The 25,373-nt window shown below is 57.3% G+C and carries 31 protein-coding genes and 1 other RNA gene; 10 read left to right on the top strand and 22 right to left on the bottom strand.

The window, feature by feature from the left end; translation table 11 throughout:
- The 4 genes from rsmH to rsmI all read right to left on the bottom strand — a co-directional run bounded on the left by rsmH (window position 1) and on the right by rsmI (window position 3,218).
- The gene (rsmH, locus tag G5137_RS12905) at window positions 1–939 is read right to left on the bottom strand and encodes a 16S rRNA (cytosine(1402)-N(4))-methyltransferase RsmH (RefSeq protein WP_421255502.1); all 939 of its coding nucleotides are present in this window, start codon (window positions 937–939) and stop codon (window positions 1–3) included.
- Window positions 940–1,398 carry a division/cell wall cluster transcriptional repressor MraZ gene (mraZ, locus tag G5137_RS12910; protein WP_013723406.1) on the bottom strand — a complete coding sequence of 153 codons (459 nt, stop codon included), beginning with the start codon at window positions 1,396–1,398 and terminating at the stop codon, window positions 940–942. It abuts the gene before it with no gap.
- 442 nt (window positions 1,399–1,840) lie between these two features.
- An RNA gene (gene rnpB / locus G5137_RS12915) (RNase P RNA component class A) lies at window positions 1,841–2,227 on the bottom strand.
- Window positions 2,228–2,384: 157 nt separating this feature from the next.
- A complete protein-coding gene (gene rsmI / locus G5137_RS12920) occupies window positions 2,385–3,218 on the bottom strand; it encodes a 16S rRNA (cytidine(1402)-2'-O)-methyltransferase (protein WP_042079676.1) in 834 nt (277 codons plus the stop codon).
- A 199-nt stretch (window positions 3,219–3,417) separates the two neighbouring features.
- Here rsmI and G5137_RS12925 point away from each other — a divergent pair, with 199 nt between their 5' ends.
- Genes G5137_RS12925 through dolP form a run of 4 tightly spaced genes read left to right on the top strand, consistent with a single transcriptional unit; the run spans window position 3,418 to window position 6,701 of the window.
- A complete protein-coding gene (locus G5137_RS12925; protein WP_234888387.1) occupies window positions 3,418–5,205 on the top strand; it encodes a penicillin-binding protein activator in 1,788 nt (595 codons plus the stop codon).
- Complete coding sequence (locus G5137_RS12930; protein WP_005355127.1) at window positions 5,147–5,518, top strand: YraN family protein; 372 nt, start codon at window positions 5,147–5,149, stop codon at window positions 5,516–5,518. The genes G5137_RS12925 and G5137_RS12930 overlap by 59 nt, the downstream gene beginning before the upstream one ends.
- Window positions 5,519–5,527: 9 nt before the next feature.
- Complete coding sequence (locus G5137_RS12935) at window positions 5,528–6,118, top strand: D-sedoheptulose-7-phosphate isomerase (RefSeq protein ID WP_421255503.1); 591 nt, start codon at window positions 5,528–5,530, stop codon at window positions 6,116–6,118.
- Between the two features lie 4 nt (window positions 6,119–6,122).
- Window positions 6,123–6,701: a division/outer membrane stress-associated lipid-binding lipoprotein gene (dolP, locus tag G5137_RS12940; RefSeq protein WP_005336277.1), complete on the top strand. Its 579-nt coding sequence runs from the start codon at window positions 6,123–6,125 to the stop codon at window positions 6,699–6,701.
- A 43-nt stretch (window positions 6,702–6,744) separates the two neighbouring features.
- On the opposite strand, the gene G5137_RS12945 is transcribed toward dolP, so the two are convergent.
- The 8 genes from G5137_RS12945 to zapE form a co-directional block, all read right to left on the bottom strand.
- Window positions 6,745–7,170 (bottom strand): ClpXP protease specificity-enhancing factor, encoded by a 426-nt coding sequence (locus tag G5137_RS12945; RefSeq protein WP_005336278.1) that lies wholly within the window; start codon window positions 7,168–7,170, stop codon window positions 6,745–6,747.
- The gene (gene sspA / locus G5137_RS12950) at window positions 7,167–7,796 is read right to left on the bottom strand and encodes a stringent starvation protein SspA (RefSeq protein ID WP_005336279.1); all 630 of its coding nucleotides are present in this window, start codon (window positions 7,794–7,796) and stop codon (window positions 7,167–7,169) included. Before sspA ends, G5137_RS12945 begins: the two co-directional genes overlap by 4 nt.
- Window positions 7,797–7,883: 87 nt before the next feature.
- Complete coding sequence (locus G5137_RS12955) at window positions 7,884–8,618, bottom strand: cytochrome c1 (protein ID WP_201938939.1); 735 nt, start codon at window positions 8,616–8,618, stop codon at window positions 7,884–7,886.
- Entirely contained in the window at window positions 8,615–9,832 is a 1,218-nt protein-coding gene (locus G5137_RS12960; RefSeq protein ID WP_005341735.1) for a cytochrome b, read from the bottom strand. The genes G5137_RS12955 and G5137_RS12960 overlap by 4 nt, the downstream gene beginning before the upstream one ends.
- 2 nt (window positions 9,833–9,834) lie before the next feature.
- Window positions 9,835–10,425 (bottom strand): ubiquinol-cytochrome c reductase iron-sulfur subunit, encoded by a 591-nt coding sequence (gene petA, locus G5137_RS12965; RefSeq protein ID WP_216952217.1) that lies wholly within the window; start codon window positions 10,423–10,425, stop codon window positions 9,835–9,837.
- Between the two features lie 295 nt (window positions 10,426–10,720).
- Entirely contained in the window at window positions 10,721–11,113 is a 393-nt protein-coding gene (gene rpsI / locus G5137_RS12970) for a 30S ribosomal protein S9 (protein WP_005336286.1), read from the bottom strand.
- Between the two features lie 15 nt (window positions 11,114–11,128).
- Window positions 11,129–11,557 carry a 50S ribosomal protein L13 gene (gene rplM, locus G5137_RS12975; protein ID WP_005341737.1) on the bottom strand — a complete coding sequence of 143 codons (429 nt, stop codon included), beginning with the start codon at window positions 11,555–11,557 and terminating at the stop codon, window positions 11,129–11,131.
- Window positions 11,558–11,823: 266 nt separating this feature from the next.
- Window positions 11,824–12,918, bottom strand: a complete 1,095-nt coding sequence (gene zapE, locus G5137_RS12980; protein ID WP_421255504.1) for a cell division protein ZapE — start codon at window positions 12,916–12,918, stop codon at window positions 11,824–11,826.
- 140 nt (window positions 12,919–13,058) lie between these two features.
- On the opposite strand from zapE, the gene G5137_RS12985 reads away from it, so the two are divergent.
- From G5137_RS12985 to degS, 3 genes are all read left to right on the top strand, one after another.
- A complete protein-coding gene (locus G5137_RS12985; RefSeq protein WP_216952219.1) occupies window positions 13,059–13,439 on the top strand; it encodes a YhcB family protein in 381 nt (126 codons plus the stop codon).
- Between the two features lie 81 nt (window positions 13,440–13,520).
- Complete coding sequence (locus G5137_RS12990) at window positions 13,521–14,882, top strand: Do family serine endopeptidase (RefSeq protein ID WP_005336295.1); 1,362 nt, start codon at window positions 13,521–13,523, stop codon at window positions 14,880–14,882.
- A gap of 109 nt (window positions 14,883–14,991) precedes the next feature.
- Complete coding sequence (gene degS / locus G5137_RS12995; RefSeq protein ID WP_421206659.1) at window positions 14,992–16,116, top strand: outer membrane-stress sensor serine endopeptidase DegS; 1,125 nt, start codon at window positions 14,992–14,994, stop codon at window positions 16,114–16,116.
- 146 nt (window positions 16,117–16,262) lie between these two features.
- Here the strand turns inward: degS and npr are convergent, their stop codons facing one another.
- The 10 genes from npr to G5137_RS13045 all read right to left on the bottom strand — a co-directional run bounded on the left by npr (window position 16,263) and on the right by G5137_RS13045 (window position 23,079).
- Window positions 16,263–16,535 (bottom strand): PTS phosphocarrier protein NPr, encoded by a 273-nt coding sequence (gene npr / locus G5137_RS13000; protein WP_005336318.1) that lies wholly within the window; start codon window positions 16,533–16,535, stop codon window positions 16,263–16,265.
- A gap of 20 nt (window positions 16,536–16,555) precedes the next feature.
- On the bottom strand, window positions 16,556–17,422 hold the full coding sequence (gene rapZ, locus G5137_RS13005; RefSeq protein ID WP_421255505.1) for an RNase adapter RapZ: 867 nt from the start codon (window positions 17,420–17,422) through the stop codon (window positions 16,556–16,558).
- A 45-nt stretch (window positions 17,423–17,467) separates the two neighbouring features.
- Window positions 17,468–17,914 (bottom strand): PTS IIA-like nitrogen regulatory protein PtsN, encoded by a 447-nt coding sequence (ptsN, locus tag G5137_RS13010; RefSeq protein WP_005336322.1) that lies wholly within the window; start codon window positions 17,912–17,914, stop codon window positions 17,468–17,470.
- A gap of 2 nt (window positions 17,915–17,916) precedes the next feature.
- Window positions 17,917–18,204: a ribosome hibernation promoting factor gene (gene hpf, locus G5137_RS13015; protein WP_005336323.1), complete on the bottom strand. Its 288-nt coding sequence runs from the start codon at window positions 18,202–18,204 to the stop codon at window positions 17,917–17,919.
- Window positions 18,205–18,224: 20 nt separating this feature from the next.
- The gene (locus tag G5137_RS13020) at window positions 18,225–19,664 is read right to left on the bottom strand and encodes an RNA polymerase factor sigma-54 (protein ID WP_005336331.1); all 1,440 of its coding nucleotides are present in this window, start codon (window positions 19,662–19,664) and stop codon (window positions 18,225–18,227) included.
- Window positions 19,665–19,729: 65 nt separating this feature from the next.
- A complete protein-coding gene (lptB, locus tag G5137_RS13025) occupies window positions 19,730–20,455 on the bottom strand; it encodes an LPS export ABC transporter ATP-binding protein (protein WP_005336333.1) in 726 nt (241 codons plus the stop codon).
- Between the two features lie 3 nt (window positions 20,456–20,458).
- Window positions 20,459–20,986 carry a lipopolysaccharide transport periplasmic protein LptA gene (gene lptA / locus G5137_RS13030; protein WP_040068817.1) on the bottom strand — a complete coding sequence of 176 codons (528 nt, stop codon included), beginning with the start codon at window positions 20,984–20,986 and terminating at the stop codon, window positions 20,459–20,461.
- Complete coding sequence (gene lptC, locus G5137_RS13035; RefSeq protein WP_005336338.1) at window positions 20,973–21,533, bottom strand: LPS export ABC transporter periplasmic protein LptC; 561 nt, start codon at window positions 21,531–21,533, stop codon at window positions 20,973–20,975. The genes lptA and lptC overlap by 14 nt, the downstream gene beginning before the upstream one ends.
- On the bottom strand, window positions 21,530–22,084 hold the full coding sequence (gene kdsC, locus G5137_RS13040) for a 3-deoxy-manno-octulosonate-8-phosphatase KdsC (RefSeq protein ID WP_164535919.1): 555 nt from the start codon (window positions 22,082–22,084) through the stop codon (window positions 21,530–21,532). Before kdsC ends, lptC begins: the two co-directional genes overlap by 4 nt.
- Window positions 22,084–23,079, bottom strand: a complete 996-nt coding sequence (locus tag G5137_RS13045; protein ID WP_421255506.1) for a KpsF/GutQ family sugar-phosphate isomerase — start codon at window positions 23,077–23,079, stop codon at window positions 22,084–22,086. The genes kdsC and G5137_RS13045 overlap by 1 nt, the downstream gene beginning before the upstream one ends.
- Before the next feature lie 207 nt (window positions 23,080–23,286).
- Between G5137_RS13045 and mlaF the strand changes: the two genes are divergently transcribed.
- From mlaF to mlaD, 3 genes are read left to right on the top strand one after another with little or no spacing between them, the layout of a single operon-like run.
- Entirely contained in the window at window positions 23,287–24,087 is an 801-nt protein-coding gene (gene mlaF, locus G5137_RS13050) for a phospholipid ABC transporter ATP-binding protein MlaF (RefSeq protein ID WP_005336343.1), read from the top strand.
- Window positions 24,087–24,866, top strand: a complete 780-nt coding sequence (gene mlaE / locus G5137_RS13055) for a lipid asymmetry maintenance ABC transporter permease subunit MlaE (RefSeq protein WP_005336345.1) — start codon at window positions 24,087–24,089, stop codon at window positions 24,864–24,866. The genes mlaF and mlaE overlap by 1 nt, the downstream gene beginning before the upstream one ends.
- 7 nt (window positions 24,867–24,873) lie before the next feature.
- A complete protein-coding gene (gene mlaD, locus G5137_RS13060; protein ID WP_005336348.1) occupies window positions 24,874–25,371 on the top strand; it encodes an outer membrane lipid asymmetry maintenance protein MlaD in 498 nt (165 codons plus the stop codon).
- Window positions 25,372–25,373: the final 2 nt, after the last annotated feature.

Below are 25,373 nucleotides of genomic sequence, written 5' to 3' on the forward strand. Positions count from 1 at the left end.
TTACTCCGCCAGCCGCTCGGCGACCCGCAGCACCGAGCTGCGCGAACGGGTGTTTTCAGAGACCTCATGATCAGAAGGCTTGAGCGCCTTGCCGACCGACTTCAATTTGCGACCGCCAGCCAGCTGGGCCTCGGTCAAGGGAATGCCGTAGGGCACTTCAGGCCCTTTCTCGTGCTTGCGAATGAAGTGTTTCACCAGCCGGTCTTCCAGCGAGTGGAAGCTGATCACAGACAGACGGCCATGTGGTGCCAGCACGTCCAATGCACCGTTGAGCGCGGTTTCGATCTCCTCCAGCTCGCTGTTGATATAGATGCGGATGGCCTGGAAACTGCGGGTTGCCGCATGCTTGCCCTTCTCCTTGCTCGGATTGACCCGGGCAATCATCTCAGCCAGCTGACGGGTACGTACGTAAGGCTCGGTCACCCGGTCGTGGACGATGGCGCGGGCGATCTTCTTGGCAAAGCGCTCCTCACCGAAGGTCTTCAGCACCCAGGCGATATCATCCACATCGGCCTTGGCCAGCCACTCGGCGGCGCTCTGGCCGGAAGTGGGGTCCATCCGCATATCGAGCGGACCATCTTTCATAAAGCTGAAGCCCCGCTCGGCATCATCCAGCTGGGGTGAAGAGACCCCCAGATCCAGCAGGAAGCCATCCACCTTGCCCAGCAAACCGCGCTCATCGAGATAGGAGGCGATGCCGGAGAAGGGGCCGTGCACAATTTCGAAACGGGGATCCTGGATCTTGGCCGCTTCGGCGATCGCCTGGGGATCGCGGTCGATGGCGATCAGGCGGCCATTGGGGCCAAGGTGCTGCAGGATCAGACGAGAATGACCACCACGGCCAAAAGTACCGTCGACGTAGACACCATCCGGCTTGATGGCCAGACCTTCAACGGCTTCGTGCAGCAGCACTGTGATGTGTTCAGCGGCTTGGGTCATTTATAAAGAGAAATCCTGTAGTCGTGGTGAGCTTGCCCAATCGTCCCCGGGCAGACCTAAGATGTCGTCATTGACCTGTTGTTGCCAGCGGGCTTCATCCCACAACTCAAACTTGTTGAGCTGGCCCACCAGCATGATTTTCTTGTCCAGCCCCGCATGGTTGCGCAGTGGCTGACTGAGCAGCAGACGGCCATTGCCATCCAGCTCGCATTCGGTTGCATGTCCCAGCAGCAGGCGCTGCAAACGGCGCTCTTGCGGATTCATGCTGGAGAGGGTCTTGAGCTTGCGCTCGACCTCTTCCCATTCATTCAGGGGATAAAGCAGCAGACAGGGATGGGCAATATCGATGGTGCAGACCAGCTGGCCGTCGCTTTCATCGCGCAGCCAATCACGGAATTTGGTCGGAATTGCCAACCGCCCTTTACTGTCCAGGCTGATGGCATGAGCGCCACGCAACAAATTGCAGTCCCTGAAGGTGAGTGAGCAGGCAGATTGCCCCTCTAAAAACCACTTTGATCCACTTTTCCCCACCTTGAAGTTTAAGGACGTGCAGGGGGCTTTTCAAGCAAGGAGATGAGGCAGAGGGAACATATTGACGCAGCAATTGCATGCTGCGGATTGAGTGGGTTGATTTTCCACAAGTTATTTGGCGTTAAACTCTGGTGATTAATTGAAATAAGTGAATGAACTGAGAACACACACAATATGTGGGTGCGAACAACCATCCTGGGTTCTATCACCATCTATCGCTGCCATCGTGCCAAATACAAAACTATTCGATTGATTTAAAACATATATTTTCATGCAAAATGACAAGGTCGAAAATATCTTGCCAACGAAGCCATATTTTCTCATGCATAAAAAAGAGCCCCGCGATAAATCGCGGGGCTCTTCGGAATGAGGTCGGAGTCGGCCTGTAAGCCGGGTTCTGTACCGGGTTGCCCCGGGTAGCAATCATTCCTCTAGGCCAGCAATCGCTCGCTGGCTCAAGCAACCTACCCGCCCCCAACGCGGGCCGCGCCAATAGGGGCCTATTTGGTCTTGCTTCGGGTGGAGTTTACCGTGCCACGAACTGTTGCCAGTCGCGCGGTGCGCTCTTACCGCACCCTTTCACCCTTACCTGATCCCTTGCGGGCCATCGGCGGTCTGCTCTCTGTTGCACTGGTCGTAGGCTCACGCCCCCCAGGCGTTACCTGGCACCCTGCCCTGTGAAGCCCGGACTTTCCTCCCCTCCGCCCGTCTGTCCCGAGGGACACAACGACGAAGCAGCGATTGCCTAGCCAACTCCGAGGCGCGGATTATAGCCTTGCGATACGCACGGGGTAAACCGGCAATTCCCGTTTACAGCCATTTATCGCGCTTTGCCCCCCGTTTACATGCTGAATGCTCGACGGTTCGGGGGATTGCACAGGTCAAAAAGCAGTCTGCCAGCCTATTTCATCCGCTCAATAGTGCTCGAGACCATATTTGTAGAGGGCATTCTTCTTCACGCCGTGGACCTCGGCGGTCAGGGCAGCCGCTTTTTTCAGTGGCAGCTCAGTCACCAGCAGACCCAGAGTACGGATCGCCTCGGCTGGCAGATCCTCTTCATCTTTGGAGGCACCACTCACGACCAGCACGATCTCGCCGCGGCAACGGTTGTCATCCTCACCAAGCCAGGCCAGCATTTCAGAGGCAGGCAGACCATGAATTGACTCGAAGGTCTTGGTCAGCTCGCGGCACACCACCACCTGACGCTCGCCGAGAATGCGAGCAATCGCTTCTACTGTATCCTGCACACGGCGCGGCGATTCGTAAAACACCAGCGAGCGGGTGTCTTCAATAACGGCTTGCAGGCGATCGTCACGCCCCTTGCTCTTGGCGGGCAGGAAGCCTTCAAAGGCAAAGCGATCGGTGGGCAGACCGGCCGCACTTAGCGCGGTGATGGCAGCACAGGGACCGGGCAGCGGCACCACCTTTACCCCGGCTTCACGACAGCGGGTGACCAAGTGATAACCGGGGTCGCTGATGAGCGGGGTGCCGGCATCGGAGACCAGCGCAACACTCTTGCCCTCTTTGATCCGGCCGATCAGCACATCGGCTTTCTGCTGCTCGTTGTGATCGTGCAGGGCGAAGGTCGGCACCGAGATTTGGTAGTGGCTGAGCAGGATACCGGTATGACGGGTATCTTCGGCGGCTACCAGATCGACACTGCGTAAAATGTCCAATGCACGCTGGGTGATGTCCGCCAGATTGCCGATCGGAGTGGGGACTATATACAGGGTTGGGATGTCACTCATGGGATCTCCGAGTGCCCCGACAATTGTGTCGCCATATTGGCCCGTTTACACTATGGGGAACTTCAACACTGGTCGGGGAATGAACTTGAACCGGGTTACAAAGCAGCTAAGTGTATCACGACTCTTCGGCATCATACTCGCGGCAGTACTGCTCGCCGCCTGTGCGTCGGAGCCCACTCAACCGTCAGGGCAGTCAGGCATGCCCTCTGCGTTCTCCAATCTGACCAAGAATGCCCAGTGGTATCTTGAGCAGGTGGATCCCGCCAAGCCGGCCGAGGCCTTTACCTGGCAGATGCTGGCGGCACGCAGCTATCTGGCGCTGGGCCAGGCCAAACCGGCCTCGGCGCTGTTCCAGCAATTGCAGAAGCAGGCCAAGGATCCCGTTCAGAAGGCGCAGTTGCAACTACTGCAAGCCCATCTGTTGCTGGCGCAAGGCCACGCCAATCAGGCGCTGATCCTGCTGGAAGGCAAACCTGAGGTGCTGCTGGATGCCGATACCCAGAAGGATTGGTATCGCCAGCGCGTAGTGCTGCAGCTCGACATCAATAACAAGTTTGGCGCAGCCAAGTCATTGATTGCACTGGAGCCCTACCTCAATCAGAGCGAGCAGGCGACCAACCATCAGCAAATCTGGTCGTTGCTCAAAAGCATGACCCCTTCCACCCTGCAAGCGCTGGAAGAGGCTCCGGCCCCTGATGTGACCACCGGCTGGCTACGACTGGCGGCACTGGTCAACGAGTTTGGCGCCCAGCCGAACTTGCTGGCCCGCCAACTGGCAGGCTGGAAGCGTGACTTCCCCAACCATCCGGCCCAGAAAGATATGCCGGCAGGATTGGGCGATCTGGCGGCCACTGCCAGCACCTCGGTGCAACAGATCGCTGTGCTGCTGCCCCTCTCCGGCAATCTGGAGCCGCAGGGCGCAGCCATCCGTAATGGTATGCTGATGTCTTATAAGGAAAATCAGGGGCAATTCACCCTGAACTTCTACGACACCCAGAGCAAGTCGACCGGCGACCTTTATAAGCAGGCGATTCAGGAAGGGGCAGACATGATCATCGGCCCGCTGCTGAAAGATCGGGTCGAGGAGCTGCTCAAGGCCAATCCGACCGTGCCGGTACTGGCGCTCAACGAGCTGGACAAGCCGGTCGTCAACGACACCACCTACTACTTCTCCCTTTCTGCTGCCGCAGATGCCGCGCAGGCAGCCCAGTACCTTTACACCCAGGGCTACCGTAAACCGCTGCTGATCGCCGCCCAGGGGCGGATCGGTTACAGCAGTATCAAGGCGTTCGAGCAGAGCTGGGCCACCCTGAGCCAGGATAAGCCGGTCGTTGCCACCTTCGGTGCGCGCAACGAAGTGCAGGGGATGGTCAAGAATGCCCTGAGCGGCCGCTCTACCGCCCGTGCAGGTGAAGTGGTGCAACTCTCTGATGCCACACCGCGCAGCATCGATGCCGTTTACGTGGTCGCCAACAGTCTGGAAACCCGGATGATCAAGCCCTATGTGGATGTCTCGGTCAATCCGATGGGCAGCCTGCCCATCTACACCAGCTCCCGTGGCTACGACAGCGCCGCCACCGAGGTCGCCTCCGAGCTCAACGGCATGCATATCGCCGATATGCCGCTGCTGCTGGGCGGCTACGAGAAACAGCGCGAGCAGATCGCCCTGCTCTGGCCGCAGACCCAGGGTGACCTGCTGCGTCTGTTTGCCATGGGCTACGATGCCGTCAGCCTGGCTGAGAACCTCCAGCAGATGCGCAAGGTAGGCGGCATGCAGCAGGCCGGCATGAGTGGTCAGCTGAGCGTGGATGCCCAGGGCAATATCGTGCGGATGCTGAGCTGGGGTACTTACCAGAACGGCAAACTGGTCGACGAGAACGCCGTTCAGCAACTGGAGGAGCCCTCCAATGAAGGAACTATGGAAACGGATGCGCCAGCAGTTGCCGAGCCTGTTCCCCTCACCAACGAGCAAGGGACAGCACTTTGAACAAGTCGCTGAACGCTGGTTGCAGGCCCGGGGCCTGCAACCGGTAGCTCGCAACTACCGCTGTCGTGGCGGTGAAATAGATCTCATCATGCACCAGGGCCAGACCCTGGTGTTTGTTGAGGTGCGCTACCGGGCCACCGGCAGCCATGGCGGGGCCGCCAGCTCGGTCACCCGCAGCAAACAGCACAAGATCATGCTGGCAGCGCGCCACTATTTGAAGCAACATGCCATCAACGAGGCCAATCAGGCCTGCCGATTCGATGTGATTGCGTTCGAGGGCGACCAGCCAGCCTGGATCCAGAACGCATTTTAAGAGGACCCTATGACTGACCGCATCAAAGAGAACTACACCGAAAGCATCCAGACCAAGATAGCCGCCGCCGAGGCGTTGCCGGATGCCATCCATACTGCAGCCCAGATGATCACCATCTGCCTGCTCAATGGCCACAAGGTGCTGGCATGCGGTAACGGTCCTTCTGCCGCACTGGCGCAACTGTTTATCTCCGAGCTGGTCAACTGCTACGAGACCCAGCGCCCCTCCCTGCCCGGCATGGCCCTGACCCCGGACATGGCAACCATCAGCGCCATCGCCACCGACCACGGTTTTGAAGAGGTCTACGCCAAGCAGATCCGCGCGCTGGGCCAGCCTGGCGACATTCTGGTGGTCATCACCACCTCCGGCCACAGCCGCAGCCTGATCAAGGCCGCCGAGGCTGCCCTCTCCCGCGACATGACCATAGTGGTGCTGAGCGGGGGTGACGGTGGCGAAATGGCAGGTCTGCTCGGCCCAAACGATGTGGAGATCCGTGTTCCCTCCTCCCGTCGCCCTCGCATTCTGGAAGTGAACCTGTTGACCCTGCACTGCCTGTGTGATCTCATCGACCAGACACTTTTCCCGCAACAGGAAGATTGAAACCATGAAAAAGCACACTATCCTGCTCGGTCTGCTGGTTAGCACCCTGCTGCTGCAAGGCTGCGCAGCCCTGGTTGTTGGCGGCGCCGCAGGGACTGCCAAGGCCTCTGGCGATCGCCGAACCCTGGGCGCGCAGTGGGATGACCAGACCATCGAGCTGAAAGCGGCCAATCTGCTGGCCGACAACAAACCCCTCAGCGCAGCCAGCAAGATCAGCGTCTACAGCAACAATGGCCGCGTCCTGCTGGTCGGCCAGACACCTTCTGACGTTTACAAGATTGAGGCGGGCAAAATTGTCAGTCGCATCGAAGGGGTCCGCCACGTCTACAACGAATTGCGCATCGGCCAACCTGCCAGTTTCACCACCCGCAGCAATGACTCCTGGATCACCTCCAAGGTGAAAGCCGACATGTTCGGCACCAAGAACTTCGACAGCACCAAGGTCAAGGTGGTCACCGAGAACGGCGAGGTGTTCCTGATTGGTCTGGTGACTCGCCAGGAGGGAGAGCAGGCAGTCAACATCGCCCGCCATGTCACCGGCGTGAAGCGCGTGATCAAGGCCTTCGAATTCGCCCAGAACTAAGCCCGACCGCACATAAAAAAACGCAGCCAATCGGCTGCGTTTTTTATTTGATCACCTTCAGGGTCGGACGACCGCTTGGACGCGGTGGTTCCGGCTCAGGCTCCACCGGCGCTTCAGCCTGCTCCAGCCAGATATCGTAACCCGGCTCAGGCGGGAACATGGTGCCCACGCCGTTCTCCCGGGCATGGATAGCCAGCACGGCCGCCATCGGGATATAGACCTGCTGGGATACCCCGCCAAAACGGGCACTGAAGCTGATAGCCTCGTTATCCATGTGAAATTGCATCACGGCTCGGGGCGCGATATTCAGTACAATTTGCCCGTCCTGAGCAAACTGCATCGGCACCATCACATGGGGAATGTTGACGTTGACCACCAGATGAGGGGTCAGATCGTTGTCCAGCAACCAGTCAAAGAACGCCCGTAACAAGTACGGGCGGCTCGGTGTCATTGTCGGTTCCATGCTCATACGCCAGCACGGATCTCGCGTTCGGCTTCGGTCAGGGAAGCCTGGAAGGACTCACGCTCGAACAGACGAACCATGTAGGCCTTCAGCTCTTTGGCGCCACGACCGGTCAGGTCGATGCCAAGGCTCGGCAGACGCCACAGCAGCGGTGCCATGTAGCAATCCACCAGACCGAACTCTTCGCTCATGAAATAGGGCATTTCACCGAAGATCGGCGCGATGGCCAGCAGGTTGTCACGCAGTTCGTTGCGTGCCGCTTCAGCATCGGTACCGGCCATGATCTTGTCGGCCAGGGAGTACCAGTCCAGCTCGATGCGGTGCATCATCAGACGGCTGTTACCGCGGGCAACCGGGTAAACAGGCATCAGGGGCGGATGCGGGAAGCGCTCATCCAGATACTCCATGATGATGCGCGAGGTGTAGAGCGCCAGCTCACGATCAACCAGGGTCGGTACAGAGTTGTACGGGTTCAGCTCGGCCAGCTCATCCGGCAGATTGGCTGGGTCAACCTGACAGATATCCACACTAACACCCTTCTCCGCCAGGACAATACGCACCTGATGGCTGAACATATCGTTGGCACCGGAAAACAGCGTCATTACCGAACGCTTATTGGCAGCTACAGCCATTGAACCCTCCCGTCATAAAAAAGCAGAAACGGCAATGAAGCATCTTGGTCTTCATTGCCGTGCATTATATTACCCGGATCTGGTCGCTTAGTGAACGTCGCGCCAGAATTCCTTCTTCAACAGCACAGTGAAGATGAAGAAGATCACGATGAAGCCAAGCACCCAGAAGCCCATGCGTTCACGCTCCTGTTGTACCGGTTCAGCCGAGTAGACCAAGAAGTTTACCAGATCCAGTACCGTCTTATCATACTCTTCGTCATCCATTTCACCGTTGCCGTCAGATTTGATGCTGACAACCTGCTGGGTCTCGACGCCATCGACCATGTGAGTCGCGAACTCGGCACGGGGAGTCCCCTGCAGCGGCTCCAGCACATGGGGCATGCCCACTGACGGGAACACCACGTTATTCACACCAAACGGACGGGTCGGATCCACGTAAAAAGAACGCAGATAAGTGTAAATCCAGTCCGCACCACGTACTCGGGCAACCAGAGTCAGGTCGGGAGGCGGCGCACCAAACCACTTGGCGGCATCCTTCTCGGACATGGCACTCTTCATCAGATCACCCACTTTGGCGTCGGTGAAAATGAGGTTCTCCTTCATCAGATCCTCAGGGATCTCCAGATCGGCAGCAACCCGGTTGTAGCGTTGGTACTGGGTAGAGTGGCAGCCGGCACAATAATTCATGAAGGTGGCAGCTCCGCGTTGCAGGGATGCCTTGTCACTCAGATCGTAATTGGCCTTGTCCAGTGCAACCGCACCTCCAGCGGCAAACACCAGAGAGGGCAGCAGGGTCAGCACTGCAAATATTATTTTTTTCATTTAAATGTCACCCTCTCCGGCAGCGGCTTGGTGCGTTCGTTTTTGCTGTAGAAGAACAACAGCACGAAGAAACCGAAATAACCCAAGGTACAGATCTGGGCAACCAGCGTCAGAGTCGGCGTCGACGGCAGTACACCCAGCACCCCCAGAATGATGAAGCAGACCACAAACTGGGCGATGTTCAGCTTGTGCAGCTTGCTGCGATAGCGTACTGAACGCACCTTGCAGCGATCCAGCCAGGGCAGCAGGAACAACACCACAATAGAGAGGCCCATCATGATGACGCCAAGCAGCTTGTCAGGTACCGCACGCAGAATCGCGTAGAAGGGGGTGAAGTACCACACAGGCGCGATGTGAGCCGGAGTCTTCAGGCCGTTGGCCACTTCAAAGTTCGGCTTCTCGAGGAAGTAACCCCACATATCCGGCTTGAAGAAAATGATGGCGCAGAAGAAGAACAGGAAGCCAGCGACACCGATCATATCCTTGACGGTGAAGTAAGGATGGAATGCCACCGCATCCAGCGGCCAGCCGTTCTCGTCCTTGTGCTTCTTGATATCGATGCCATCCGGGTTGTTGGAGCCCACTTCGTGCAGCGCCAGGATATGCATCGCAACCAGCATCACCAAAACCAGCGGCAACGCGATGACGTGCAGCGCGAAGAAGCGGTTCAGGGTCGCACCAGAGATAACGTAGTCACCACGGATCCACAGGGTAAGATCGTCACCGATGACCGGAATGGCACCAAACAGCGAAATGATGACCTGGGCCCCCCAGAATGACATCTGTCCCCAGGGCAGCAAGTAGCCCATAAAGGCTTCCGCCATCAGCACCAGGAAGATCAGCATGCCGAAAATCCACAGCAGCTCGCGCGGCTTCTGGTAAGAGCCGTAAATCATACCTCGGAACATGTGCAGGTAGACCACCACGAAGAAGGCAGAGGCACCGGTAGAGTGCATGTAACGTAGCAGCCAGCCATACTCCACATCCCGCATGATGTACTCGACGGAGGCAAACGCACCTTCCGCAGAGGGGTTGTAGTTCATGGTCAGCCAGATGCCGGTGATGATCTGGTTAACCAGCACCAACATGGCCAGCGAACCGAAGAAATACCAGAAGTTCAGGTTCTTCGGAGCCGGATACTTGGCCATGTGGTCGTTGTACATGGCCGTAAGCGGAAAGCGATCGTCAATCCAGCCCATCAGTTTGCTCAACATGATCAGGCCTCCTTGCCATCGGCACCGACCAGAATGGTGGTGTCGTTAATGAATTGATACGGCGGAATAACCAGGTTCAGTGGTGCAGGCACCCCCTGGAACACACGGCCAGCCATATCGAACTTGGAGCCATGACACGGGCAGAAGAAGCCGGACGCAACCCCCTGCACCTGCTCACCAAAACTGTCAGGCAGATAAGAAGGTGAACACCCGAGATGGGTGCAGATACCGACCGCGACAAAAATTTCGGGCTTGATCGATCTGTACCCGTTATGGGCATAGTCAGGCTGCTGCGGCTCTTCTGATGAGGGATCCCGCAACTTGTCATCATGTGCTGCCAGGGCATCCAGCGTCTGCTTGGTGCGTTTCACCACCCAGACGGGTTTGCCACGCCACTCGACACGGATGAGCTGACCCGGTTCCAACTTGCTGATATCGACTTCAACCGGTGCACCGGCTGCTTTGGCCTTGGCACTCGGATTCCATGACTTTATAAACGGCACTGCGGTAAACGCAGCTCCTACCCCACCAACGGCAACCGTTGACCAGGTAAGAAATCTGCGGCGACCGGTATCAACTGGCGCATTGCTCATCCAAAAACTCTCCCATGTGGACTCCGCACATTCTTATAGTGTCCCTGTTCCCCATTTTTCCCGTGACAACAGCGGCGGAAGCTGGATTTACAATTGCCACAGAAAACAGGGGAAATTTTAAAGAAAAGATAACAACTTGACAAGAAAGAGCGGTGAGCAATAAAAACAATAAAGAAACAATTTTTTGTCTTTTGTGACGCGTGGTTAGCATTGATGTCGGTAATATTACTAATAAAAAAAGCCTGGCGGTTGCCAGGCTTTTTTGACACTCGAAAGAGTGAGCACCGAAAGCGAATTAACGCTTGGAGTACTGCGGACGCTTACGAGCTTTGTGCAGACCGACTTTCTTACGCTCAACCTTACGGGCATCGCGAGTAACAAAGCCTGCTTTACGCAGTTCGGAACGCAGGGTTTCATCGTACTGCATCAGAGCACGAGTGATACCGTGGCGGATCGCACCAGCTTGACCGGAGATGCCACCACCGTTAACGGTGATGTACAGATCCAGTTTCTCGGTCATCTCAACCAGTTCCAGCGGCTGACGAACTACCATGCGGGCAGTCGGACGACCGAAGTACTGCTCCAAGGAGCGCTGGTTGATTACGATCTTACCGCTACCCGCTTTGATAAATACGCGAGCAGTGGAGCTTTTGCGACGGCCGGTACCGTAGTATTGATTTTCTGCCATGTTGCCAGTTCCCGATTAGATATCCAGTACTTGAGGTTGCTGAGCAGCGTGAGCGTGCTCGGCGCCTGCGTAAACTTTCAGTTTACGGAACATGGCACGGCCCAGAGGACCTTTCGGCAGCATGCCTTTAACAGCAGCTTCGATTACCATTTCCGGTTTACGCTGAATCAGCTTGTCGAAGCTGATTGACTTGATACCACCCGGGAAACCGGAGTGAGCGTGGTACATTTTGTCGGTAGTTTTCTTACCGGTAACACGTACCTTCTCAGCGTTTACAACGATGATGTAATCACCGGTGTCAACGTGCGGAGTGTATTCAGCTTTGTGCTTACCACGCAGACGAGCAGCGATCTCGGTTGCGATACGACCCAGAGTTTTACCTTCTGCGTCCACAATGTACCAGTCACGTTTTACGGTTTCTGGCTTGGCAACGAAAGTTTTCATTAAGTTAAACCCAATTACCTGTTACAGACCCAATTGTTTATGGGGGCTCTCCCACAAACAACAAACGATGGCCTACCTGTACCCCTTCGAATACAAGTAAAGCTTAAAGTGTTGCTGTCTTATCGACAGCTGTAACGTGGGCCGGGCGATTATAAGTGAAGTTGCCTTAAATATCACCTGCTAATTTCACTGCCATGAAACCAGCAAATGTCGCCCGGCCCTACCTGCCGCAGATGCCCATCCGACTGGCAGGCGCGGTATTGTGACTAAGGAAGGTGCACTCTGGCAAGGTATTCGTGCGATTGCATTTCCTGAAGCCGTGAAAGACAGCGTTGGAATTCGAAATTCAGCAGCCCTTCACCGTAGAGTTCTGCCATGGGAACCGCCGCCGACATGATGAGCTTGACGTGCCGTTCATAAAACTCATCGACCATGGCAATGAAGCGGCGAGCCGCGTCATCCGTGCCTGTGCCCATTGGCTGCACATTGGCCAGCAGAACAGTATGGAACAGTCTGGCCAGCTCGATATAGTCGTTCTGGGAGCGGGGAGTACAGCAAAGTTGCTCAAATTCCATATAGAGCACCCCTTCCCCCATTCCGAGCGACGTCAGCTGACGATGATTGACCTCGAACGTCCCCTCGCAAGCCGTGTGCCCACCGGTTAATTGCTGAAAATAGCGGTCAAGATTGGCTTTTGCCTGCAAGTCCAGCGGGCAGTGATAAATCTCCGCTTGTTCCAGCGTACGCAGGCGATAGTCGATACCGCCATCTACGTTAAGTACCTCGCAATGACGCTCGATCAGCTCGATAGCTGGCAGAAAACGGGCTCGCTGCAGCCCGTTGCGATAAAGATCCTGCGGCGGAATATTTGAAGTGGCGACCAGCACAACGCCGTGACCAAACAGCTCCTGAAACAGCGTGCCCAGCAACATGGCATCGGTGATGTCGGAGACAAAAAATTCGTCGAAACAGATGATGTCTGTCTCGCTGGCAAGCTTGCTGGCCACCAGTTTGAGGGGATCGGACTGCCCGCTCACCCCCTGCAATTCATCGTGAATGCGGTGCATGAAACGGTGGAAATGGCTGCGCATCTTGCGCGTCCCCGGCAGGCTGTCGAAAAAGGTATCCATCAGCCAGGTCTTGCCTCGGCCCACTCCGCCCCACATATAGATACCGAGGACGGGCTCCGGCGGCTTGGGCTTTTGCAGCCAACCCAGCAACCCTCGAGATCTGGTCGGAGTCGGGCGCCGTAGCAAATCCTGATACAGTCGCTCCAGCCTGCTAATGGCCATCCCCTGCGCGGGGTCGGCCACAAAGCCGGGGCGCAGCAGATCCTGCTGGTATTTTTGCTGCGGTGTCATCCTTGAGCGCCTCTCCAAGTCCCTGAATCGAGGACAAAATGGTATCACGGCCTCAGGACGCACGGTATAGTGCCATCAAGGCATGGCGGTTATGACGACCGCATAAACCCACTCTGTTTTAGCTGTAACAAGGAGCATCTATGAGTCTGTTAACTGGGATCCTGCTGGCTGTCGCGGCCTTGATTATCGGTATCGTTCTCGGCCGTTTTTCGGTACGCAGCCGCGATGCCGGCCGTCTGGAACAGGAACTGAAAAAGGCCCACAAGGAGCTTGAAAGCTATCAGGGCCAAATCAATACCCACTTCGCCGACAGCGCCGCGCTGATGGAGCAACTGGCCGAGCAGTATCAGACCCTCTATCGCCACATGGCCGAGCAGAGCAAATTCCTGGCCAAGGCACAGGAACCGCTGTTCCGTGAATCATTGGTAGAAGAAGCCCCAACCAAAGAAGCAGATGAGCCGGGCGTACCGCCTCGCGACTATGCCGGCGCCTCTTCCGGACTGCTCAAACAACCAAATTAGTTCCTCGCGGAACTAATTGGCCAGCCCTGTGGTCTGACCTTGACGATTGCAATGCAACTTTTTCTGGGAGCTGTTTTTCATATGCGTAAACCTCTTTCCATGCTCAGTGTGCTAGCCCTCAGCGTCGGTATCGCCATGTCTGCGGCCCCTGCTCAGGCCGCACTGCCTTCCCTGTTAGGCTCTAATCAGGAGATGCCAAGCCTGGCGCCTGTTCTCGAACAGGTCACCCCGGCGGTGGTCAATATCTCGGTTTCTGGCAAAAAAATTACCCGTCAGCGTCTGCCGGAACAGTTCAAGTTCTTCTTCGGCCCCAACATGCCCGATGAACAGGTGAGCGAGCAGCCGTTCCAGGCGCTCGGCTCCGGTGTCATCGTCGATGCCAAGAAGGGTTACGTCATCACCAACGCCCACGTGGTGCACGAGGCGGACGAGATCAAGGTCAACCTGAAGGATGGTCGTGAATATGCGGCCAAGAAGATCGGTGAAGACAAGCAGTCCGACATTGCCCTGCTGCAAATCAAGGCCGAGGATCTGGTGCAGATCAAGTTCGCCGACTCCGACGAGCTGCGGGTAGGTGACTATGCGCTGGCCATCGGCAACCCGTTTGGTCTGGGTCAGACCGTCACCTCCGGTATTGTCAGTGCGCTGGGTCGCAGCGGCCTCAACATCGAGAATCTGGAGAACTTCATCCAGACCGATGCGGCCATCAACTCCGGTAACTCCGGAGGAGCCCTGCTCAACCTGCGTGGCGAGCTGATCGGTATCAACACCGCGATTCTGGGCCCGAACGGCGGCAACATCGGCATCGGCTTTGCCATCCCTTCCAACATGGTGCGGGATCTGACCGAGCAGATCGTCAAGTACGGTGAAGTGCGTCGCGGCCAGCTGGGTATTACCGGCACCGAGCTCACCTCCGACATCGCCAAAACCTTCGGTTACAACAAGAAGGATGGTGCCTTCGTCAATCAGGTCATGCCTGATTCGGCGGCCGACAAAGCGGGCATCAAGGCTGGCGATATCATCGTCAGCATCGATGGCAAACCGGTTCGCTCCTTCGGCGAGCTGCGCGCCAAGATCGCCACCATGGGCGCTGGCAAGCAGGTCGAACTGGGGCTGATCCGCGATGGCAAGTCACAAACTGCCAAGGTGACCCTGAAGCAGGCCGATGACAGCGAAGTACGCGCCAGCGCGCTGCATCCAGCACTGGAAGGGGCCAAGCTGAGCACCACTACCGACCCGGTCTCCGGTGTTGCGGTGGCCGATATTGATCCTCGCTCTCCGGCAGCCGCTTCCGGCCTGCAGAAGGGTGACATCATCATCGGGGTCAACCGCCTGCGCATCAACACCCTGGGCGAGCTGACCAAGGCGCTCAAGAACAAGCCTGACGTGCTGGCACTCAACATCCAGCGCGGCGACTCCTCGCTCTATCTGGTGATCCGCTAACGCTCAAGTTGTTCGCCAACCCCTCTATCACCCGCGGCCTTCACCGCGGGTGATTTTTATCCATCGATAGTGTTATTCTCTGCGCGCAGCCTGTACGGATGAGAATGACATGAAAATTTCCCCTTTAGTCAGTTACTTGGGCAAGTCTGTCGGTTTCGGTTTGACCGTCGCGGCGCTGCTGTTGCTGCTGTTTCCCAATTTTCGCGGTGGCGCCCAACTCCCGGGGCTCATCACCAATGCCCGAGAACTGAGTTTCTCCTATGCCGCTCATCGGGCCGGCCCCGCCGTCGTCAACATCTACACCCGCAGCTTTGCTCCCAACCAGGGCAATCAGGGAGAACTGCGTCCACAAGGACTGGGCTCCGGCGTCATCATGACCCAGCGCGGCTACGTGCTGACCAACTACCACGTCATCGCTGACGCCGACCAGATCATCGTAGCCCTGCAGGATGGCCGGGTTTTCAGTGCCGAGCTGGTCGGCACAGACCCGCTTACCGACCTTGCCGTGCTCTATATCGAGTCAGACAACCTGCCGGTAATCCCGCAAGATCCGGAGCGGTTGCCAGAAGTGGGCGATGTAGTACTCGCCATCGGCAATCCCTACAACGTCGGCCAGACCATCACCCAGGGCATCATCAGCGCGACTGGCCGCACCGGTCTCTCCAGCATGGGGCCGGACAGCAATGGCCGGCAGGATCTGCTGCAGACCGATGCCGCCATCAACGAGGGCAACTCGGGTGGCGCGCTGGTCAACGGCCGTGGCGATCTGGTGGGCATCAACACCGCCACTTATCACCTCAACGGCAATCAGGAGAGCTACGGCATCAGCTTTGCCATCCCCTACCGGCTGGCGAAGCGGATCATGGATGAGCTGATCACCAACGGCAGGGTCATTCGAGGCTACCTTGGGATATCCAGCGTCGAGATCAACCCGATAATCGCGCGGATGATGAATCTCGGCGATCTGCGTGGTCTGGTAGTGAAGAGTCTGGATCCCTACGGTCCAGCAGCCAAAGGCGGTCTGCAACGAGGGGATGTGCTGCTCAAGATCAACGGCGAAGCCATCAGCGGTCCCAGAGCCGCCTTGGACAAGATCGCCGAGAGCCGCCCCGGCACCAAGCTGACCATATCGGTGTTACGCTCCGGCAAGCCGCTGGAAGTGGTGGTCACCATTGAAGAGGATGTGCGCTATCAGAACCGGGCTGGAGTCAGCAATGTCTCATCGGCCAGCTAACGCGGCAACGGTCTATTGCATCAGCCTGCAGCCTGATAGGCTGCGCCTAACTCTCATTTCTCCATGGAACTACATAGTCAGCCATGTCATGCCGCAATAGCGCGACCGAATACAAGTGAAAGGAATAGAAGAAGAACGAGGAGTGACTACTCCTCATTGAAGCCGGAGGTGAACAGCTCCACCACGGCGGCCAGGGCCTCGACCTCTTCGGGGCCCTCAACCTGTACTTCCACCTGCCGCCCTTGCGCGGAATCCAGCATCAGCAGGCCGATGATGCTGTCAGCATCGGCCTCCACACCATCTTCATTGCGCAGCAGCACGTGGGCATCGAAACCCTGCACCAGCTCGAACAGCATCATGGCTGGTCTGGCATGAATACCCAGCTTGTTTTTCACTTCAACCGAGGCGGAAACAGTCATCGGGTCGTCCTATTGGTCCGTCAAGATTGGGGGACACTCTTGTCGAGAGTGCGGTGGCGGATCTGCACGTTCTTGCCAAGCAAACGGAATGCACTGGCCAGCCGCTCTGCAATAAAGACCGAGCGGTGCTGACCGCCGGTGCAACCGATGCCGACCGTGAGGTAGCTGCGATTGTTGCGCTCCAGATGGGGCAACCAGGTCACCAGCATGTTCTCGACCTGCTGGGTAAACAGCATCACGTCAGCCTGCGCCGAGAGGTAGTTGGCGACCGGCTCATCCTTGCCAGTGAACGGCTTGAGCTCGGGGATCCAGTGAGGATTGGGCAGGAAGCGAGCATCGAACACGAAGTCGGCATCCTTGGGAATGCCGTACTTGAAGCCGAACGACTCGAACACCAGCACCAGCTCGTTCTCTTTCTTGCCGAGTACCCGGGTTTTGATGAGCTCGCTCAGGTCGTGAATGCTGAGGGTGGTGGTGTCGATACGCAGGTCAGCGGTCGAGGAGAGTGGCGCCAGCAGGTGGGTCTCCTCCCGAATCGCCTCATCCAGCGACAGCTTGTTGCGTGAGAGTGGGTGCAAACGGCGGCTCTCGCCATAGCGTTTGAGCAGGGTGCCGTTGTCGGCGTCGAAGAAAAAGCTGGAGAACTCTACCCGCCCCTCATTGCGCACCTGAGCCAGCAGATTTTCCAGTTTCTCCGGATCGCTCGGCAGGTTGCGCACGTCGATGCTGACCGCCAGCTTGTCGTACTGGCTCTCCACCGAGACAATCAGCTGGGGCAGCAGATTGACCGGCAGGTTATCCACACAGTAGTAACCCAGATCTTCCAGCACTCGCAGGGCTACCGTTTTACCGGAGCCCGAACGTCCACTTACCACGATTAACTGCATCTTGTTCCCTCACGCCAAAACGGGTGTCTCATCCTTGGCCTGCTGTCAGGCCGAGGTCATGATCTGATAGAGCTCTTCGTCGCTGGTTGCCTGACGCAACTGGCGGCAAACCGCCTTGTCACCCAGCTTGGAAGCCATCAGAGAAAGGGTCTTGAGATGCTGCTTGCACTCGCTTTCCGGCACCAGCAAGGCAAACAGCAGGTCAACCGGTTGATTGTCGATGGAGTCGAAAGGAATAGGGTCGGCAAAGGTCATCAGGATCGCGGTTGGCGGGAACTCATCGTCAATGCGACCGTGGGGGATCGCAATACCGGCACCGATCCCGGTACTACCCATTTTTTCACGGGCCAGCAAGCATTCAAACAGCGCCTGACGGGAGGTGCCAAGGCGTTCGGCGGCCAGCTCGCTGATGATTTCGAGGGCGCGTTTCTTGCTGGTACAAGGGACTGCACTCTTGGTGCAGTCCCGACTCAGTATGTGTTCAAGTTGCATGGTTATTTTTTATTTAACTTATCTTTGTGCTTGATGATCTGCCTGTCCAGCTTGTCGAGCAAGGTGTCTATCGCAGCATACATATCGGCATGTTCAGAGTTGGCAAACACTTCGCCACCGCTGACGTGCAATTTGGCTTCCGCTATCTGGTTCAGTTTTTCCACGCTAAGCACCACATGAACATTGTTGATGTGGTCGAAGTGACGCTCGAGTTTGGCAAATTTGTTATTCACATAATCACGCAGAGCTTCGGTGATCTCGACATGGTGTCCGGTCAGGTTAATTTGCATAACATCATCCTTTTGTTTGCCTAAACCAGGCGTTTGCGCTGATTGGAAGGTGGGATAAACAAGGATTCGCGATACTTAGCGATCGTGCGTCTCGCCACCATAATACCCTGTTCGGCCAGCAAATCCGCGATCTTGCTATCACTTAACGGCTTGGCAGGATTCTCTGCCGTGACCAGCTTCTTGATGAGCGCGCGAATTGCGGTCGATGAGCACTCTCCTCCTCCTTCGGTGTTCACATGGCTGGAGAAAAAAAACTTCAATTCGAAGATACCACGGGGGGTATGCATGTACTTCTGGGTCGTCACCCGGGAGATGGTCGACTCATGCATCTCTACCGCTTCGGCGATGTCATTGAGCACCATCGGCTTCATCGCCTCTTCACCATACTCGAAAAAGCCCTGTTGCTGCTCGACAATGCAACTGGCAACTTTCAGCAGGGTGTCATTGCGACTTTCCAGGCTCTTGATGAACCACTTGGCTTCCTGCAAATGGGAGCGGATAAACTGGGTGTCGGTGCTGCTGCGGGCGTTGCGGGCCATGGCGGCATAGGTCTCGTTGACCCGGATGCGGGGGGCGGAGTCGGGATTGAGCTCGACCACCCACTTGCTGCCCTTCTTGACCACGGAGACGTCGGGGATCACGTACTGAGAGTCACTCTGGATGATGCCGTTGCCGGGACGTGGCTCCAGCAGCTGGATCAGATCCAGCACCTCCTTGAGGTCGCTCTCTTTGAGTTTTGTCTTGCGGGCGAGGGTGCGGTAATCCCGGTTGCCGAGCAGCTCCATGTGCTCGAGGATCACCTCCTTGGCCTCGTTGAGCCAGGGGGTCTGCGGGTCATACTGGTCCAGCTGGATCAGCAAACACTCCTGCACAGAACGGGCAGCAATGCCGACAGGATCGAAGTGCTGCACCCGCTTGAGTACCGCCTCGACCTCATCGAGTTCCACCTCTACGTCATCGCTGGTGACTGCAGCCTGGATATCCTCCAGCGCAACGGTCAGATAACCGGATTCGTCGATGGCATCGATGATGGCGAGCGCGATGGCGGCATCCACATCGCTGAACGGTGTGAGCCGCATCTGCCACAGCAGATAATCCTGCAGGTTTTCGGTGGTCTCTCCCTGATAGACGCTATCTTCCCCATCATGGATGGGGCCCGCGCTCTGGGCGGTGCCGGCAGAGTAAACCTCGTCCCAGGTGGTATCCACCGGCAACTCGTCCGGCATCTGCTCCTGGGCCATGGCATCGCTGGAATCCAGCTGGCTGGCATCGACCGGCGCTTCCGGACTGGTCTCTTGCGCCTCGCTCTCTTCCTGCTCCAGCAGAGGGTTGTTTTCGAGCGCTTGCTGAATTTCCTGCTGAAGTTCCAGAGTGGAGAGCTGGAGCAGACGAATCGCTTGTTGTAATTGCGGCGTCATGGTCAGGGACTGACCGAGACGCAACTGTAATGTCGGCTTCATCTACGTCGGGATATCCTTATGTTCAGCGAGGCACTCGTCAAAGGAAATGAAGGCATGCCCCCTTACTATAGACTGAATTGATCGCCCAAATAGACGCGCTTGACCTGCTCATCGGCAAGGATGTCAGCCGGTGCACCTTCGGCAATCATCTTGCCGTGGCTGACGATATAGGCCTTCTCACATACGTCCAGAGTCTCTCTGACGTTGTGGTCGGTAATCAAGACGCCAAGGCCTCTATCTTTCAGATGCTGAATGATCTTCTTGATGTCTATCACAGAAATCGGGTCAACCCCTGCAAAGGGTTCATCCAGCAGAATAAAACGCGGCTCGGCCGCCAGCGCGCGGGCGATCTCGACCCGACGGCGCTCACCGCCGGAGAGGCTCTGACCCAGGTTGTCGCGAATGTGGGTGATGTTGAACTCTTCCAGCAGTTGCTGAACCTTGTCCTCACGCTCCTCACGGCTCAACCCTTTGCGGGTCTGCATCACTCCCATCAGGTTGTCGAACACCGACAGGCGACGGAAGATGGAGGCCTCCTGCGGCAGGTAACCGATGCCGTTGCGAGCCCGCACGTGCATGGGCTGCAAACTGATGTCCTGATCGTCGATAGTGATGAGACCGGCATCGCGCTGCACCAGCCCCACGATCATATAGAAGGAGGTGGTCTTGCCCGCCCCGTTGGGGCCGAGCAGGCCGACAATCTGGCCGGTGCCCACTTCAAGGCTGACGTCACTCACCACCATGCGGCGCTTGTAGCTCTTCTGCAGGCCCACTGCTTTTAACACTGCCATGGCTTATTTTCCCTGCTTCTTCTGGTCGGCGGGCTTGTCGAAATTCTCTACCTGATCCGGCAGGAATACGGTTTTGACCCGCTGGCTCGGGCTCTTGCTCTCGGCAATCATCTTCTGTTTGACGATGTCGTAGCGGATCAGATCGCCATTGACCTGGCTATCTTCCTGCTTGAGCTGACCGTTGCCGGTGATGGTCACCAGCCGGTTCTTCAGCTCGTAGCGGATAGTGTTGCCGTGGGCATTGACCGGCTTGCCGTTATCCAGAATCTGGAAGAAGGTGGCGGGTTTGCCGTAGGCAGTCATCACCTCCGCCCCTTTCTCGCCGGAGCGGGTCACTACCACCTTGTCAGCCTTGATCCGGATGGTGCCCTGATTGATGGTCACATCCTCTTCGAAGGTGATGCGGTTGTCCTGCATCTCGGCCACCTGTTTGACGGCATCGACGTAGACCTTCTCGGCAAAGTCGGACTCTTTGGCGGTCACCGCACCACACAACAACAGGGCTGCGAGGGCCAGATTAGCGTTTTTCATTGAAATAGATGGCATGGCCTTGATCCAGTAACTCAAAATATTTGCGGTCCAGATGGCCCTTGAGGCCAACCCCTTGGGTCTGGAAATCCCGACCCAGAATGTTCACTTCCCGGTTGCTGCGCACATCCTGTGTCACCAGATCCAGCTCCAGATAGGGGGTATCCAGTGTGGAGATAAAGGAGGTGGGCAGCAGACCATCCAGATGCACCTTATCCCGCAGGATGACGTTGTCGCCGGTGTTGAGCACGCCGGTTTCGGCAGTCACCTTCCACTCGGCGGCACCCTGATCGTCATACATGTAGACCACCGGCTTGTCGAAGGTGGCCTGCTCGAGGATTTGATAATACTCGGCGTAGGTCGACTCCAACCGCTCGGTGCGCTTGCCATTGATATCAAAACGGGTGGTCACCAGATCTTTGGCGACAAAATCCGGCTGATAGTTTTCGATTTTGACAGCGCTCTCCGGCACCAACTCAACCTTGCCCAGCTGCCAGGCAACCAGCGCAACCAGAAACAGCAGGGCAAACAACAGGGTCTGTCTGCTCATACCGAGGCCTCGGGCTGATAATCGTCGTGGCCCTGCGCCTGCAAAATGAGGTCACACACCTCGCGCACCGCCCCCACACCACCGCCAAGCCGGGTCACCATATCGGCACGACTCAGCACCAGCGGATGGGCATCGGCCACCGCGATACCCAGGCCGCAGGCGGCCATCACCGGCAGATCGATGGTGTCATCGCCCATATAGGCGGCCTGTTCAGCAGTCAGCCCCAGCTTGGCCAGCAGCGCTTCGAAGTGAGGCAGCTTTTTATCAGCCCCCTGCACCACATGAGCCACCCCCAGGCTTTTCATCCGATCGCTGACGATACGGGAGTTGCGCCCGGTGATGATGGCGATCTCGATCCCGGCATTGAGCAGTGCTCGCATGCCCGCGCCATCGCGGGTGCAGAAGGTTTTCAGCTCTTCGCCGTTGTTTCCCATGTAGATGAGGCCGTTGGAGAGCACCCCGTCCACATCGCACACCAGCAGGCGGATTTGCGCCGCCTTCTCAAACTGGCTGCGCGTCACCGGACCATAGAGGGTCGGTACGTTTTGCATCAAATTACTCCGGCTTTCAGCAGGTCGTGCATGTTGAAGGCGCCGAGCGGGCGCTTGTCACCATCCACCACCAGTAATCCGTTGATTTTTCTCGTTTCCATCAGCTTGACGGCTTCTGCAGCCATCATCTCTGGGCCTACGGTAACACAGTTGGCCGTCATCACACGGCTGATGGGGGTGTGATGGATATCGATCTGCTGGTCAAGAATGCGGCGCAGGTCGCCATCGGTAAAGAGCCCGGCCAGCAGGCCATTGCCATCGACCACAGCCGTCATACCGAGCCCCTTGCGGCTCACTTCCAGCAGCGCCTGGCTGATGGTGGCATCTATCCCTACCCGGGGCAACAGCTCACCGCTGTGCATCAGGTCGCCGACCCGCAGCAACAGACGCTTACCAAGGGAACCGCCCGGGTGAGAGAGGGCGAAGTCATCGGCGGTAAAACCTCGCGCTTCCAGCAGAGCCACCGCCAGGGCATCGCCCATCACCAGGGTTGCCGTGGTGCTGGAAGTGGGTGCCAGACCCAGCGGGCAAGCCTCTTTCTCCACCTTGATGCACAGGTGCACGTTGGCCTCTTTGGCCATGGTGGAGGCGGGATTGCCGGTCATGCAGATGAGCGGAATGCCGCGGCGCTTGAGTACCGGCAGCAGGGCCAGGATTTCGTCGCTCTCACCGGAGTTGGAGATGGCGATGATAAGGTCGCCACTGGAGATCATCCCCAGATCGCCGTGACTCGCTTCCCCCGGGTGAAGGAAGAAGGCCGGGGTGCCGGTGCTGGCGAGGGTGGCGGCGATCTTGCTGCCGATATGGCCCGATTTGCCCATGCCGGTGACCACTATCTTGCCACCGCAGCGCAGCACCATTTCGCACGCCTTGTCGAAGGCGTCGTTCAGATACTGATATAGTCCATCAATGGCTTGCTTTTCTGTGTCCAGTACCGCGCGGGCACTGCGACGAAAATCGAACAGTTCAGACATTTTCTCAGGCTTTACAGACATAAAGACACAGCTCCGGGCCGAAATTAGCTGCGGGATTATAAAAAAGTCTGCCCGGATAAGCGAATCGGATGGCAAGTCCCGCTCTCAATGACGCACTTTGTTACAGAAAACTGTCGTGCAAATGGGCTTGCAGCCTGTTCAATAGTTGTTCCTTGCTGTTGCTTAGACCTAGACTACCCCATAAAATTCGCACCTCATTTACACCGGATGGACAATTGTTTGAACAATGACCTGATCACCATCTCCGATCTGACCTTCAGTCACGGAGATCGGCTGTTGTATGACGGGATCAACCTGACCATTCCTCGTGGCAAGGTAACCGCCGTCATGGGCCCGAGCGGCATCGGTAAAACCACCCTGCTTCGGCTGATCGGTGGCCAGCTCAAGCCGGAGTCCGGTCACATTCTGTTTGACGGGGAAGATATCCCCACCCTCTCCCGTTCGCGCCTCTATGAAGTGCGCAAACGGATGAGCATGCTGTTCCAGAGCGGCGCCCTGTTTACCGGCATGACGGTCTACGACAACGTGGCCTTCCCGCTGCGGGAGCACTCCGGCCTGCCGGAGGAGCTGATCCACACCATCGTCATGATGAAACTGCAGGCGGTGGGCTTGCGCGGCGCAGCGAAACTGATGCCCTCCGAGCTCTCCGGCGGCATGGCGCGCCGAGCGGCGCTGGCACGGGCCATCGCCCTTGACCCCGACCTCATCATGTATGACGAGCCCTTCGTCGGGCAGGATCCCATCACCATGGCGGTGCTAGTCAAGCTGATCAAGGAGCTGAACGATGCCCTCGGTATCACCTCAGTCATCGTCACCCACGATGTGAAAGAGGTGCTGAGCATCGCCGATTACGCCTACATCATTGCCAATCGCAAGGTGGTGGCGCACGGTACGCCGGATCAGCTGCGCGAGGAGCACAATCCCGAAGTCGAGCAGTTCCTCAAAGGATTGCCCGATGGTCCTGTTCCGTTTCATTTTCCGGCAGGCGATCTGCTACAGGATCTCTGATGTTGATAAGTCAAATAAGCAAGCTGGGGCGGGTCGGAGTGCGGTTTATCAGCTCCGTCGGTCGCGCCACCATCATGTTGTTCCATGCGCTGGCGGGCAAACCCGAGCCGCGCAAGCACTTCCCGCTGCTTGTCCAGCAGTTGTATGTGGTGGGCGTACAGTCGGTGGCCATCATTCTGGTCTCCGGCCTGTTCATCGGCATGGTGCTCTCGCTGCAGGGTTACAACGTATTGAAGGATTTCGGCGCCGAGCAGAGCCTGGGGCCGCTGGTCTCCCTCTCCCTGCTGCGGGAGCTGGGTCCTGTGGTCACTGCGCTGCTGTTTGCCGGCCGTGCCGGTTCGGCCCTGACCGCTGAAATCGGCCTGATGAAGGCCACCGAGCAACTTTCAAGCCTCGAGATGATGGCGGTCGACCCACTGCGCCGGGTGGTTGCCCCCCGCTTCTGGGCTGGCGTCATCAGCATGCCGCTGCTGGCCTTTATGTTCAGCCTGATCGGTATCTTCGGCGGCAAGCTGGTCGGTGTGGACTGGCTCGGCGTGGACGAAGGGGGCTTCTGGTCTGCCATGCAGGCCTCCGTCGACTGGCATGAAGACATCATGCAGGGCGCCATCAAGAGCCTGATTTTCGCCCTAGTGGTCACCTGGATTGCGCTCTTTAACGGCTATGATGCCAAGCCGACCTCGGCCGGGATCAGTCAGGCCACGACCCGAACTGTGGTCCACTCATCCCTCGCCGTGCTCGGCCTGGATTTTATACTCACTGCAGTCATGTTTGGATAAGGTAAAGATGAAGTTCAGCAAAGTAGAATTCCTGGTCGGCACCTTCATGCTGGCTGGCATCGGTGCCATTCTGGCACTGGCCCTGCAAGTGGCCGGTTTGAGCTTCAAACCGGAAGGAGAAACCTATACCCTGCGCGCGCATTTCGATAATATCGGCGGCCTGAAAGTCCGTTCGCCGGTCAAGGTCGGCGGCGTGGTGGTAGGCCGGGTCAGCGACATCGTACTGGACCCGAAAACCCAGGTGCCCGAAGTGACCCTGATGATGCAAAAGAGCGCTGGCGAGTTCGCCGATACCAGTTCCCTCTCCATCCTCACCTCCGGTCTGCTCGGCGAGCAGTACATCGGTCTGGCCCCCGGCTTCAGCGATGAGGAGATGGGCACCGAGATGCTCAAGGATGGCGACCTGATTGAAGACACCAAATCCGCCATCGTGCTGGAAGATCTGATTGGCAAGTTCCTCTACAGCCAATCCTCCGACAGCAAATCAGACAGCAAGAAGGAGTAATC

Origin of the sequence: Aeromonas sp. 600282 (genome assembly GCF_049175755.1) — a bacterium.
Classification (GTDB): Bacteria; Pseudomonadota; Gammaproteobacteria; order Enterobacterales; family Aeromonadaceae; genus Aeromonas; species Aeromonas veronii_A.